At 62.6% G+C, this 12760-nt stretch carries 11 protein-coding genes and 1 tRNA gene; 11 read left to right on the top strand and 1 reads right to left on the bottom strand.

Annotated features, from left to right (window positions below; translation table 11 throughout):
• The first annotated feature begins 63 nt into the window (after positions 1 to 63).
• From ACQR0W_RS08400 to ACQR0W_RS08430, 7 genes are all read left to right on the top strand, one after another.
• Positions 64 to 828 (top strand): ABC transporter ATP-binding protein, encoded by a 765-nt coding sequence (locus ACQR0W_RS08400; RefSeq protein WP_315751883.1) that lies wholly within the window; start codon positions 64 to 66, stop codon positions 826 to 828.
• A complete protein-coding gene (locus tag ACQR0W_RS08405) occupies positions 825 to 1547 on the top strand; it encodes an ABC transporter ATP-binding protein (protein WP_315825573.1) in 723 nt (240 codons plus the stop codon). The genes ACQR0W_RS08400 and ACQR0W_RS08405 overlap by 4 nt, the downstream gene beginning before the upstream one ends.
• Positions 1544 to 2554, top strand: a complete 1011-nt coding sequence (locus tag ACQR0W_RS08410; RefSeq protein WP_316186598.1) for a branched-chain amino acid ABC transporter permease — start codon at positions 1544 to 1546, stop codon at positions 2552 to 2554. Before ACQR0W_RS08405 ends, ACQR0W_RS08410 begins: the two co-directional genes overlap by 4 nt.
• Entirely contained in the window at positions 2551 to 3621 is a 1071-nt protein-coding gene (locus ACQR0W_RS08415; RefSeq protein ID WP_316186597.1) for a branched-chain amino acid ABC transporter permease, read from the top strand. The genes ACQR0W_RS08410 and ACQR0W_RS08415 overlap by 4 nt, the downstream gene beginning before the upstream one ends.
• A 203-nt stretch (positions 3622 to 3824) precedes the next feature.
• Positions 3825 to 6926, top strand: a complete 3102-nt coding sequence (locus ACQR0W_RS08420) for a bifunctional diguanylate cyclase/phosphodiesterase (RefSeq protein ID WP_316186596.1) — start codon at positions 3825 to 3827, stop codon at positions 6924 to 6926.
• Between the two features lie 145 nt (positions 6927 to 7071).
• The gene (locus ACQR0W_RS08425) at positions 7072 to 7476 is read left to right on the top strand and encodes a YccF domain-containing protein (protein WP_315715111.1); all 405 of its coding nucleotides are present in this window, start codon (positions 7072 to 7074) and stop codon (positions 7474 to 7476) included.
• Between the two features lie 311 nt (positions 7477 to 7787).
• Positions 7788 to 7864 (top strand) — tRNA-Arg (locus tag ACQR0W_RS08430).
• A 199-nt stretch (positions 7865 to 8063) separates the two neighbouring features.
• On the opposite strand, the gene ACQR0W_RS08435 is transcribed toward ACQR0W_RS08430, so the two are convergent.
• Positions 8064 to 8300: a helix-turn-helix domain-containing protein gene (locus ACQR0W_RS08435; protein ID WP_434840661.1), complete on the bottom strand. Its 237-nt coding sequence runs from the start codon at positions 8298 to 8300 to the stop codon at positions 8064 to 8066.
• Positions 8301 to 8478: 178 nt separating this feature from the next.
• Between ACQR0W_RS08435 and ACQR0W_RS08440 the strand changes: the two genes are divergently transcribed.
• The 4 genes from ACQR0W_RS08440 (at position 8479) to ACQR0W_RS08455 (ending at position 12733) form a co-directional block, all read left to right on the top strand.
• Positions 8479 to 8940 carry a hypothetical protein gene (locus ACQR0W_RS08440; RefSeq protein ID WP_434840660.1) on the top strand — a complete coding sequence of 154 codons (462 nt, stop codon included), beginning with the start codon at positions 8479 to 8481 and terminating at the stop codon, positions 8938 to 8940.
• 52 nt (positions 8941 to 8992) lie between these two features.
• Complete coding sequence (locus ACQR0W_RS08445) at positions 8993 to 9172, top strand: hypothetical protein (RefSeq protein ID WP_434840659.1); 180 nt, start codon at positions 8993 to 8995, stop codon at positions 9170 to 9172.
• A 1152-nt stretch (positions 9173 to 10324) separates the two neighbouring features.
• On the top strand, positions 10325 to 11368 hold the full coding sequence (locus ACQR0W_RS08450) for a radical SAM protein (protein ID WP_434840658.1): 1044 nt from the start codon (positions 10325 to 10327) through the stop codon (positions 11366 to 11368).
• A 9-nt stretch (positions 11369 to 11377) separates the two neighbouring features.
• Positions 11378 to 12733: a B12-binding domain-containing radical SAM protein gene (locus tag ACQR0W_RS08455; RefSeq protein WP_434840657.1), complete on the top strand. Its 1356-nt coding sequence runs from the start codon at positions 11378 to 11380 to the stop codon at positions 12731 to 12733.
• The last annotated feature ends 27 nt before the right edge of the window (positions 12734 to 12760 follow it).

Here is a 12760-nt window from a genome sequence, read left to right on the forward strand (position 1 = left end):
AATGGATCGCGTGCCCGGCCCTCGCGCCGGGCACATTCTTACTGGCAGTGACAAGCTGGCGACATGGCCCTTACCCTCGAAACCCGCGACCTCACCATCCGTTTCGGCGGTCATGTCGCGGTCAACAGCGTCAGTTGCAGCTTCAGGCCCGGTGAGCTGACCGCCATCGTCGGCCCCAACGGCGCCGGCAAGACCACCTATTTCAACCTGATCTCCGGCCAGCTGACGGCCTCCTCGGGCTCCATCCTGTTCGACGGTCGCGACATCACCGGTCTCTCGGCGCCGCTGCGCACCCGCGCCGGCTTGGGACGCGCGTTCCAGCTCACCAACCTGTTTCCCAATCTCAGCGTCGAGGAGAACGTGCGGCTCGCTGTGCAGGCGCAGAGCGGCGTGCACTATGACCTGCTCCGCCCCTGGATGGCGCGGCGCGACCTGATTGCGCGCGCGGACGCGATCCTCGACCAGGTCGCGCTTGGCGGCCGCCGCAGCGTCACCGCGACGACGCTGTCGCATGGCGACCAGCGCAAGCTCGAAGTCGCGCTGATGATGGCGCTGGAGCCGAAGGTCTTCATGTTCGACGAGCCCACCGCCGGCATGAGCATCGACGAGGTGCCGGTCGTGCTCGACCTCATCGGCAGGCTCAAGCAGGACACGAGCAAGATCATCCTGCTGGTCGAGCACAAGATGGACGTCGTGCGCTCGCTCGCCGACCGCATCATCGTGCTGCACAACGGACAGCTGGTCGCCGACGGTCCGCCCGCGGAGGTCATCGCCTCGCCAATCGTGCAGGAAGCCTACCTTGGCGTGGCGCCGCGGAGCGCGGCATGAGCACGCTACTGAAGCTTGCGGGCGTCGAGACCTATATCGGACGCTATCACATTCTGCAGCGCGTCGACTTCGAGGTGCCCGAGGGCCAAACCACGATGCTGCTCGGCCGCAACGGCGCCGGCAAGACCACGACCTTGCGCACCATCATGGGCCTCTGGCAGGCCAGGAACGGCACCATCTCACTCGCCGGCGAGCCGATCGAGAGGTTGGCAACGCCCGACATCGCGCAGCGCGGCGTCGGCTACGTGCCCGAGAGCATGGCCGTGTTCTCCGACCTCACGGTCAAGGAGAACCTGATCCTGGCGGCGCGCAATGGGCCGCTCGACGATGCCCAGCTCGCCTGGATCTTCGGCTTCTTTCCCGCCTTGAAGAAGTTCTGGCTGTCGCGCGCCGGCAGCCTGTCCGGCGGCCAGAAGCAGATGCTGTCGATCGCCCGCGCGATCGTCGAGCCGCGCAAGCTGCTCCTCATCGACGAGCCCACCAAGGGCCTGGCGCCGGCGATCGTGGTGTCGCTGATCGAATGCCTCAAGGAGATCAAGCGCCGTGGCGCAACCATTCTCCTCGTTGAACAGAATTTCCACGCCGCGCGCGAGCTCGGCGACCAGGTGCTTGTGATGGACAACGGCACCATCGTCCATCGCGGCGAGATGGCCGCGCTCGCGGCCGACGTGCCGTTGCAGGAGCACCTGCTCGGCCTCAGCCTGGAGGCGCATCAATGAGCGAGATCGCTGCGACCGAGGCACTGCCGAAACCGAAGCGCGACATCGCGCCGCTGCTGCTGCCGGTCGTGCTGGCGCTCCTGATGATCCCGCTGGTCGGGTCAGCGAGCTCCTGGGTGACCCTGACGGTCGCGAGCCTCGCGATGGGCATGATGATCTTCATTATGGCCTCGGGCCTAACGCTCGTCTTCGGCCTGATGGACGTGCTCAATTTCGGCCACGGTGCCTTCATCGCCGTCGGCGCCTACGTTGCGACGCTGGTGCTGCTGCCACTGGCGGGCTGGGCCCAGTCCGACTCGCTGCTGACCAACCTTGCCGTCCTCGTTCCGGCGGCGCTGCTGTCGATGGGCGTGACCGGCGCACTCGGCCTCGTGGTCGAGCGCGTGCTGGTGCTGCCGGTCTACGGCCAGCACCTCAAGCAGATCCTGATGACCACCGGCGGACTCATCGTCGCCGAGCAGACGCTGTATGCGCTGTTCGGTCCGCAGATCATTCCCATGCCGCTGCCCACGGCGTTGCGCGGGTCTTTCATCATCGGCGACGTCGCGATCTCGAAATACCGGCTGCTGGCCATGCTCGTCGGCTTCGCGATCTTCGTCGCCATCGAGCTGGTGCTGAACCGGACCAAGATCGGCCTGTTGATCCGCGCCGGTGTCGAAAACCGCGAGATGGTCGAGGCGCTCGGCTATCGCATCCGCCGGCTGTTCCTCGGCGTGTTCATGACCGGCTCGGCGCTGGCCGGCCTCGGCGGCGTGATGTGGGGGCTGTATCGCGAGCAGGTGCATGCCTCGATCGGCGACGAGCTCACCGTGCTGGTGTTCATCGTCGTGATCATCGGCGGGCTCGGCTCGATCACCGGCTGCTTCATCGGCGCGGTCCTGGTTGCGATGGTCGCCAACTATGGCGGCTTCCTGGTGCCCAAGCTCGCCCTCGTCTCCAACATCCTGCTGATGGTCGCCGTGCTGATGTGGCGGCCGCGCGGTCTCTATGCGGTGACCAGCCGATGATGATCCTGTCCGGCGATCCGCCCCGCAGCCGCGCGCTGTCCATCCTGCTCACCGTCATCGTCGTGGCGCTGCTGGCGACGCCCTTCATCTTCCCCGGCGCCAAGGCGCTCAACGTCGCCGCCAAGATCTGCATCTTTGCCGCGCTGGTCGCCTCCTACGATCTGCTGCTCGGCTATACCGGCTCGGTGTCGTTCGCGCATACGATGTTCTACGGCATCGGCTCCTACGCGGTCGCGATCGCGCTCTATGGCCTCGGCCCCAACTGGACCTCGGTCGCGGTCGCCGTCGCGGCCGGGTTGCCGCTCGCTTTGCTGCTGGCGCTCGCGATCGGCCTGTTCTCGCTACGTGTCGAGGCGATCTTCTTTGCGATGATCACGCTCGCGGTCGCCTCGGCCTTCCTGGTGCTGGCATCGCAATTGTCCTGGCTGACCGGTGGCGAGGACGGCCGCAGCTTCCAGCTGCCCGAGCTGTTGCGCCCGGGCACCGTGTTCATCGGCAAGGACTGGTTCGGCTTCCCGATCAACGGCCGCATCCTGACCTATTACCTGGTGCTATCGGCCTGCGCGCTGATGATCCTGGCCCTGCTGCGCGTCGTCAACTCGCCGTTCGGCCGCGTGCTGCAGGCGATCCGCGAGAACCGCTTCCGCGCCGAGGCGCTCGGCTATCGCACGGTCTTTCATCTCACCTATGCCAACTGCATCGCAGCCATGATCGCGGCCTGCGCGGGGATGCTGAACGCACTCTGGCTGCGCTATGCCGGCCCCGACACGTCGCTCAGCTTCTCGATCATGCTCGACATCCTGCTGATGGTCGTGATCGGCGGCATGGGCACGATCTACGGCGCCATCATTGGGGCTGCCATCTTCATCCTGGCGCAGAATTATCTGCAGGCCCTGATGGGGATCGCTTCGACCGCGGCGGCGGACGCCGGACTGCCGCTGCTGCCCGGCCTGCTGCACCCCGACCGCTGGCTGCTGTGGCTCGGCCTCCTGTTCATCGCCAGCGTCTATTTCTTTCCGACCGGCGTCGTCGGCCGCCTTCGCAACAAGCCGGGCGCGGCGCGCTGAGCTGCAAGTACCCCCGAAATTCTGCGCGGCGGCGCCGGAGCAGCCTAGGCCGCACGGTATCCACATGCGGAAATTATCGTTTGCCGCGAAGTTTCGACGCGCGCTTAAGCGACGGCTAACCGCATTTCCTAACCGGACCGGCACCAGTGCCTTGTTATCAAGCGGGCTTGCAACAAGTCATTTCCTCCCGGGTCGATCAAGGCATGCAAGGCGCAGCAGACACGTCAGGGACCGGCGGTAGCGAGCCGGAATGGATTGGCACGTCCCTCTGGCGCGGTCCGGTGCCATGGCTGATCGCGTGCGGAGCGCTTCTGATCGCAGCCATCGTCATCGGGACGATCGTCATGGCCAGCGGTTTTCGGGCGCGTGCGATCGCCAACAACGAGCGCGAACTCGAAAACACCGTGCTGCTGTTGAGCCGGCATTTCGCGCAGCAGTTCGAAGACGCCGAGACCGCGGTGTCGCATGCGATCCGCCGCATGCAGCTCGAGTCGATCGGTTCGCCGGAGACGTTCCGGTCCGAGATGGCAAGACCCGAGATCAGCGAGATGCTGCGCTCTCAGGTCAGCGGCCTGTCCTATATGGGAGACCTCACGATCGTCGACGTCGACGGCAATTTCGTGAACTGGTCGTCCAGCGACCCACTGCCGCCCATCAACGTCGCGGACCGCTCCTACTTCAAGGACCTGCAATCGGCATCGCGGCCGGACAGCTTCGTGATCCTGCCGGTCATGAGCCGCGTCACCGGCGGCTGGGCGACCATCGTCGCGCATCGCCTGAACGGCGCCAACGGGGAATTCCTCGGCTTGCTGACCCGCCGGGTGGATCCGCACACCTACGAGACGTTCCTGGAATCGATGGCTCTCGGGAAGGGCTCGTCGATCATGCTGGTCCATTCCGACGGCGCCGTGCTGGCGCGCTACCCGCACGCCGAATCCCTGATGGGCGCCAGGATAGGGAACGACGAGTTGCTGAAGGGGGTCGCCGAGAGCGGCCTGCGCACGACCCTGCTCACGAGCTCCGTCGACAACCTGGAGAAGATCGCGTCGGCTTCCAGGATCGGGCGCTTCCCGCTCGTCATCTCGGCCAATAGGCCGGTCGACGATGCGCTCGCGGACTGGCGATCGCAGATGGTGCTGATCGTGGGTGCGGCGGTGCTTGCGATCGCGGTCATCGCCGTGACGTTCAGCCTGATGATCCGGCAGATCGTGCGACAGGGGCGTGCGGCAACGCGTCAGCTGGAGACCGAGAAGCAAAGGGTCGAGACTGCGCTGGACAACATGACGCAGGGGCTGATCTCGTTCGACGCGAACGCATGCGTCGTGATGTTCAATCAGCGCTTCATCGACCTGCTCGGCCTGTCCACGGACGTGATCAGGCCCGGCGCCCACCTCAGCGAGGTCATCGCGCACTGCAAGGCGCGCGGATCCTTCAACGGCGACGTGACCGACTTCTGCGCCGACATCATCGACAGAGCCGCGGCAGGCGGCACGTCGCAGATGATCGCGGAGGGCGGAGCCGGCCGCTTCTTCAACATCATCGACAAGCCGCTGGCCTCGGGCGGATGGGTCACGACGATCGAGGACATCAGCGAGCATCGCAGGCTCGAGCAGGAGCGCGACCGCAACTACGCATTCCTGCGCGAGATCATCGACCACATCCCGTCGCACATCATGGTCAAGGACGTCCGCGACCGGCGCTATGTACTGGTCAACCAGTCGACCGAGCAGCGCTTCGGCGTGCCGCGCGAGGAGATCGTCGGCAAGACGGCGTTCGACCTGCTGCCGCGACCGGTCGCGGAAAAGGTGACCGCGGACGACGACCGGGCTCTGGAGCAGTCGGACGGGCTGTTTCTCGCCGAACATCCCTGGCAGAGTCCGGGGCTGGGATTGCGTTACATCACGTCGCGGCGCATCGCCATCGCGGATGATGCGCAGCGGCCGCGCTATCTGATCAACGTGATCGAGGACACCACGGAGCGGCGGCTGGCCGACGAGAAGATCGCCCATCTCGCGCATTTCGACGCGTTGACCGAGCTGCCGAACCGCGTGCTGTTCCAGGAGCGCATCGACGAGGAGCTGGAACGCGCGCGCCACGGCACCTTCTTCGCGCTGCTCTATATCGATGTCGACGAGTTCAAGGGCATCAACGATTCGCTCGGCCATCATGTCGGCGACGAGCTGTTGAAGACGATCGCGCGGCGCATCGAGGGCTGTCTCGCGCCGGAGGATATGGTGGCCCGGCTCGGCGGCGACGAATTCGCGGTGCTGCTGACCACCGTTGCGGACCGGGACGAGGTCATCGTGGCCGTGAAGGAGATCCTCGACGCGATCCGCAAGCCCTATAAATGCCTGGGCCACCAATTGTCGACCGATGCCAGCATCGGCATCGCGCTGGCGCCCCATGACGGCGTCGAGCGCGACCAGCTGACCAAGAATGCCGACCTCGCAATGTATGCCGCCAAGGCCGGCGGCCGCCGCACTTTCCGTTTCTTCGAGCCCGCGATGGATGAAACCGCGCGCGCGCGGCTGCAGTTGCAGCAGGACCTGCGCCGGGCGATCACCGAAGGCCAGTTCGAGCTGCATTACCAGCCGCTGCTCGGCTTCAGCGAGAACGTCATGACCGGCTGCGAGGCGCTGTTGCGCTGGCGTCATCCGGAGCGAGGGATGGTGCCGCCGCTCGACTTCATTCCGCTCGCCGAGGACACCGGGCTCATCAACGAGATCGGCGACTGGGTGTTGCGCACCGCCTGCGCCGAGGCCGCGCATTGGCCCGCCGGCATCCGCATCGCCGTGAACGTCTCGCCGGTGCAGCTCAAATCGCCGACCCTGGCGCTGCGGATCGCAGGCGCGCTGTCGGCGGCCGGTCTTGCGCCCGAACGGCTCGAGGTCGAGATCACCGAGGCGGTGCTGATCAGCGACGACGACGTCGCGCTCGGCATCCTGCACCAGTTGCACGACATGGGCGTGCGTATCGCACTCGACGATTTCGGCACCGGCTATTCGTCGCTGAGTTATCTGAAGCGATTTCCGTTCGACAAGATCAAGATCGACCGCTGCTTCGTCAGCGACATCGGCGCCGGCAGCTCGTCGGCGATCGTCCAGGCGGTGGTGAGCATCGCCACCGCCAGCAACATGACGACCACGGCCGAGGGCGTCGAGACCGGGGCGCAGCAGACGGCGCTGCGCCAGCTCGGCTGCACGGAGATGCAGGGCTACCTGTTCAGCGCCCCGAAGCCGGCGGCCGAGCTGCGCAAGCTGTTCGGTCCAGAAGCGGCGGCAGGGAGCTTGCAGGCCGCCGGCTGAGCCGGCTTTGCGGCGCCGTCAACGCCTGGCCGCCCCGGCCGAGCCTGCGGCGCGAGGCCACGCAGATTTCGACGACCGGCCCGCTACCGGCCTTGGCGCCGCGTTCCTATATCCGGAGCGGCAACAACGGAGTTGGCAGGTCGTCATGCAGCCGGTTTCCATGCTTCTAAACATCCTCTGGATCCTGTGCGGCGGCGCCTACATGGCGTTCGGCTGGCTGGTCGCCGCGGTCGTCATGGCGATCACGATCGTCGGGCTGCCCTGGTCCCGCGCCGCATTCAACATCGCCGCCTATACGCTGCTGCCGTTCGGCTCGCGCGCCGTCCGCCGCGACCAGCTCACCGGCATGGAAGACGTCGGAACCGGCGTTCTCGGGCTGCTCGGCAACATCATCTGGTTCGTACTGGCCGGCTGGTGGCTGGCGCTCGGCCACCTCCTGACCGCAATCGTGCTCGCGGTAAGCATCGTCGGCCTGCCCTTCGCCTGGGCCCATCTGAAGCTCGCCGGGCTGGCGCTGTGGCCGATCGGCAAGACCATCGTGCCGGCGTAAGGCGGGTCGGCGGGAGCGGTCCGGCCGCGCACCCCGCCGAACTGCCCCCGCGCCTCGCGGCGCGAGCGGCCCGTCCGCCTGGTCCGGGGAGCATCCAAGGCCGTTGCCGTCGCCCAGGCAATCGGCTAAACGATTTGCCGTACGCACCCGTAGCTCAGCTGGATAGAGCGTTGCCCTCCGAAGGCAGATGTCAAGCTGATTTCCGGGAGCGTGAGACCAAAAAGAGACTTATATTTCAGAAACTTAAGAAATCGGCGCGGATCGCTTCACAGCCTCGAAGTTTCCGCGTAAGCACTGCGTAAGCAGCGCAGGCACCCGTAGCTCAGCTGGATAGAGCGTCGCCCTCCGAAGGCGAAGGCCACACGTTCGAATCGTGTCGGGTGCGCCACCCAATAGATAGCTCTCTCGCAAGCCGGCATGAGCTAGCGGCGCTTCCGCCAGCCGCTTGGTAGCAATTGCGTTCAGCGCGAAAGGCGCCATCTCGCGATTGCGTTTGGTCGTTACGAGCCAATTCATTTACTTGAATTGCGAACCTCCGCCCTGACGCCGTCGATTGAGGCGAGTGGGGCCCATAGATTTGGGGCTGGTTAAGCCTTGGGGCTCTTGAGCCTCACGCCCTCGCCTTTCTGATCGGCATCGAGAAATTCTACGCCGGCTTTGACCAAAGCGTCCTGAACAGCTTGCACGGTGCTGATCCGAGAATCCACAACACCGCCTTCCAGCCTCGCAACCGCGTTCAGCGACACGATCGCCTTGTCCGCGAGTTGCTGCTGGGACCAGCCAAGCAACGCTCTAGCAGCCCGAATTTGTCGAGAGGTGATCATGAGATCACCATCGACACCCCTAGCAAAAGCGCCACTATAAGGTTATAAATACACCTCTTAAGGGTATTATCTACCCGTCTCTGGATGAAATCTCATGTGGATAGCCTTGGGAGCTCCGAGCTGAGCCGTCTGCGCTAATTTTCGCTGCATGTCGTTGTCTATTGAGGATGTCTGAGGAATGAAGACCCCCTCGTCTCAACCGTCTTTTAAGTCTCAGGCCAGAGTTGCCTCTGGGCGCCGCGGCGCCGACAATCCCAACATAGCTTCTCGACGCGCGACTTCAGACCTCGCCAACTTAGGGTTCAAGGCCACCGACGACGATTCAGGTCTGATCGTATTGGGCAAGCAACTCGAAGAGGCTATTGCCAAGATACGAGCCTTATACGATCCAGCATCACCAGATCATCTCGAGCGAATTGAAACCATGCTCGCCAGTCTATTGCCCGTAGAACAGGCCATTATCGCCACGCCGGCACGAACTATAGCCGGTCTGGGCGTAAAAGCTCGCCATGCAGCCTACGTCATTTCCGAACATTGGGATGCGCCGATTGATCAGATCGACTGGGATGCCCGGGCCGTTCGTTCCTTAATTGAAGCGGTGTACGACGTGGCCTCGATGAACTCAAAGGAAAAGAGATAGTCGCGCCGTAGAGATGTTGCAGCTTTCATCTTCGATGGAGGGATTAGAGCGAATGAACATCGTGTCAATCATGGCCGCGATCCTCGAACAGGAATTGCGAGAACATGGCATCCGCGGACTGACCCAACGCGACCGTGAGACGATCGTCCACAGCATGATCGAACGCACTGCTGAACTCGAAATAGATATCAAGCAGCGTCATTTGGGATCACACCTTGATGATCAGACATGAGAAACTATTGAGGTGTTGCGGACCGCCAGCTTTCGAGAATGGAGGATAGGGAGAAAATTCTCCGGGCCGGCTCCATGGGCCTCGAAACCGGCAGTAAAACAACGTTTCCGGACAACCGCAGTGTTGCTTCAACTCAAGCAGAAAATCGGCTCGTTGAGTAACACTTCCCCCATCCCGATGCTCAGCAAGAGACCCGAACGCCTCTCCATCGTGGTATGATCGGGATCCTTCTGGTTCACGGAACTCGTCTTGGACGATCCGGGTCCGTGTGGGCGCGGCGTCAGTTGCTTGAGGAGCAGGTCGCAGCCACACCCATCGTCCCGCTCTACCACTACACGCGCGAAGGCAGCTTTCGGGGCATCCTTTCGAGTCAACAATTCTGGTGCTTCAGTCGCGAGCGGCAGTCCGATCCAAATAATTCAAGTATAGCCTCGGCATCGCCCGGGAGACGATCCGGAGGTCGGCAGGAGCGGAGATCCCATCGTTCGGCATTTCCGTGCCTGTCTGGACGATTTGCTCGAAGCCAACGAACTCTCGTGACGCTTCGAATTCTATCTCGCCAGCTTTAGTTGTCATCGTGACCACCCGAGGCGACCCGGCGACGTCGTCGCAAGGTGATCGCCAAGGCTGCGAAGATCACCAGTTTAGTGGACGACAAACCGGGGCTTGGTGCGAAGTGCCGGGCCGGCCCGCCTTCTCGTCGCGATTTCGCGTGAAGTTGTGGCGCAGCAACTGGTGTGAAACTGCCTCACGGCGAGCGCGAAGTGCGCGGCCTCATCATGAACGTGAGGGCCAATTTCGATGCTGACGCCGAGGATGAAGTCAGGGAGCTCCTTCGCATCCAGGGCTATCGGCTCGGCATTCCGACTCTTCGTTCAACAAGCGCCATTTGATCTTGGTCACTGGCGTGGAGAGCGCCCCATCCAATGCCGATTCTCGTCGGCGCCACGCCGTCCGGCAGTTTGCTCCCCTCACTTCCTGCGGTTCGCTTGACATGTGGTGATTTAGAACAACCCCAATATCCACTACTGGTATCAAAGCACCACAACGGCAACCGCGCGCCATCACTGACATATTAACTGACATTATTCTTGACATTACGGTCATCGCTGACGTATTTTTATGGCAAGAATCAAGTCGAGGTTTCTCGTCATGGATCTGCTAAGCCATAAGCGACCCCAGCTAAGAGTTGCGCTCAACAGCCGGTGCGGCAGAGCGTGCTTTTACTGCCGTCCTTCGGGTGAGGCGGTCGCCACTCATTCCGGCGTCGAGATTGCGCCGGATGACCTGGTTTTCTTCACCGGCGTCGCGGCCGAGTTCGGGATGCGCGACATCAAGTTTACTGGCGGCGACCCGGCCCTTTACTCGCACCTGACGCGGGTCGTCAGGGAAATCAAGCAGACGACGGCCGTCGAAACAATCGAGATCATTTCTCGACACCCCCGCATCGGACAACTTGCGCCGCAGTTGAAGGCGGCCGGAGCCGATCGATTCAACGTCAGCCTCGATACCCTCGACCGCGCACTGCACAAACGCATCTGCGGGGTCGACGACTTGGATCAGCTGATCGCCGCCGTCACGGACCTAGTGCGCACGGGCCTACCGCTCAAGGTGAACATGGTGGTGATGAATGGGATCAACGAGAACGAGATCTACGAACTGATCGCGTTTTGTCAGAAGAAGGGCGTCCACAGCCTGAAGCTTTTGGACGTTATCGGAGACCTCGACGGGAGTGAAGAGTTCAACAGCCGGCGCCTTCGACGCCAGACCGATGCCACCAGTCTGGCGCAACTCTACGCACCCTTGCCCGCCGTCGTGCAGTCGCTGAAGGACGAAGCGGTAAGTTGGGAGATCCAGCATCAGGGAGACCTTGGTCATCCAATGACCGTCCTCACGATGCCGGGAGGCCTGCGGGTGATCGTCAAGGATTCGACGGAGGGCGCTTGGTACGGAAACGTCTGCACGGGATGCAAATTTTATCCCTGCCACGACGCTCTCATGGCCCTACGGTTGACGGCCGATCTCAGAGCCCAAATCTGCCTGCTGCGTGAAGATATCGCGATCGATCTGGCGCCGCTGATCAGGACACGGAACGCGATCATGCTGAGAAACATGCTGAGCGGCATCTGTCGCACTTATGACAGCGCGAAGTTCGTCTCGAATGCAGCACCTCGCGCAACTGACGCAGTAGCATAGGGCCCAGTCATGATAAATACCAAGTCACTGCTGATCCTGGCGTACCCGAAGATCGATCACGAGAAGGACTACGTCTATTTCTGGATGCCGTTCTCGCTCCTCACCGTCGCGAAGGAATTGGTGGACCAGGGCCAGATAGACGTAATGATCTTCGACGGGAACCAGCGCTCTGCCGACGATTGGATGGGCCTGCTCCGCTCTGAGCGTGATCGCCTCCTTTTCATCGGCTTCAGCATCATGACGGGTGGCGGTCAGATCGGACATGCCCTCGATCTCGCTCGCCTCGCCCGCGTCCACTGCGGGAACGTGCCGCTCGTGTTCGGCGGCCCGCACGTCAGTGTGCTACCGGAGCAAACGATCGAGCACGAATTGGTCGACATCGCCATCGCGGGCCCCGGGCAGAACTCGATAGCGTCGCTGGTCGATGCCCTACAAGGCAGGAGGGATCTCGCGACTGTGCCGGGGTTGATCGCAAAGACCGCGTCGGGCGGACTCATTCGCGGCCCGGGCAATCCTCCGAAAACGGGAGTACTCGGTCAGTACCCTTGGCACCTTCTTGATGTGCAGTCGTATATCCGTGATGATCCAACCGTCGCGACGCGCACACTGAACTACGTGTCGTCTCAAGGGTGCGCCTACAGATGCCGTTTCTGTTACGAGCAGATGTACAATAGAAAATGGAGCGCTCAGGAGGCGGACGCCCTGATGTGCGACGTGGAGACTCTCGTCAAGCGATATCAGTTGAACGGGATGAAATTCTATGACGCTGATTGGTTCATCAACTTGCGGCGAGTCGACGAAATATGTCTGCGCCTTATGACGATGGATACTCCAATACGTTGGGCGGCATCGATCAATCCGAACGACGTTCTCCGAGCGCGCAAGCAGAGCCCGCAGCTACTCCATAACGTCGCGCGTAGCGGCTGCAGCAGGCTTCTGATGGGCGTCGAATCCGGTTCTGATCGCGTGCTTCGGGACATCGTAAAGAAGGATGTGACCCGTGACGCCATCATGAGCGTCGCCAAGGAAATTGCCGATCACGGCATACTCGGAAGCTACACCTTCATCGTCGGCTTTCCCGGAGAGACCGACGCCGAGGTAGACGAGACTTATCGGCTTTTGGACTGGCTTCGCACGCTCTCGCCGGTTCCGGAAACCCGTGTCCACTTGTTCGCACCTTACCCAGGCACGCCGTTGTTCGACGATGCCGTGAAGTCCGGATTTGAGCCTCCACGAACGCTCCAAGCGTGGTCGAACTACGACTACTACGACAATCAGACGCCGTGGACGTCCAAGTCTACAGTCGAGCGAGCCCGGTCGAATACTCACATGACCAAGCCTCGAGCCAGCGGGAAAGCCGCATAAGGCGAGGTCACGCCGAAGCAATATTGG

The sequence above is a fragment of the Bradyrhizobium sp. HKCCYLRH1034 genome (assembly GCF_051168375.1).
Taxonomy (GTDB): Bacteria; Pseudomonadota; Alphaproteobacteria; order Rhizobiales; family Xanthobacteraceae; genus Bradyrhizobium.

Coding starts and splice junctions, on each gene's coding strand:
- ACQR0W_RS08400 (WP_315751883.1), top strand. CDS start 64: ATGGCCCTTACCCTCGAAACCCGCGACCTCACCATCCGTTTCGGCGGT.
- ACQR0W_RS08405 (WP_315825573.1), top strand. CDS start 825: ATGAGCACGCTACTGAAGCTTGCGGGCGTCGAGACCTATATCGGACGC.
- ACQR0W_RS08410 (WP_316186598.1), top strand. CDS start 1,544: ATGAGCGAGATCGCTGCGACCGAGGCACTGCCGAAACCGAAGCGCGAC.
- ACQR0W_RS08415 (WP_316186597.1), top strand. CDS start 2,551: ATGATGATCCTGTCCGGCGATCCGCCCCGCAGCCGCGCGCTGTCCATC.
- ACQR0W_RS08420 (WP_316186596.1), top strand. CDS start 3,825: ATGCAAGGCGCAGCAGACACGTCAGGGACCGGCGGTAGCGAGCCGGAA.
- ACQR0W_RS08425 (WP_315715111.1), top strand. CDS start 7,072: ATGCAGCCGGTTTCCATGCTTCTAAACATCCTCTGGATCCTGTGCGGC.
- ACQR0W_RS08435 (WP_434840661.1), bottom strand. CDS start 8,300: ATGATCACCTCTCGACAAATTCGGGCTGCTAGAGCGTTGCTTGGCTGG.
- ACQR0W_RS08440 (WP_434840660.1), top strand. CDS start 8,479: ATGAAGACCCCCTCGTCTCAACCGTCTTTTAAGTCTCAGGCCAGAGTT.
- ACQR0W_RS08445 (WP_434840659.1), top strand. CDS start 8,993: ATGAACATCGTGTCAATCATGGCCGCGATCCTCGAACAGGAATTGCGA.
- ACQR0W_RS08450 (WP_434840658.1), top strand. CDS start 10,325: ATGGATCTGCTAAGCCATAAGCGACCCCAGCTAAGAGTTGCGCTCAAC.
- ACQR0W_RS08455 (WP_434840657.1), top strand. CDS start 11,378: ATGATAAATACCAAGTCACTGCTGATCCTGGCGTACCCGAAGATCGAT.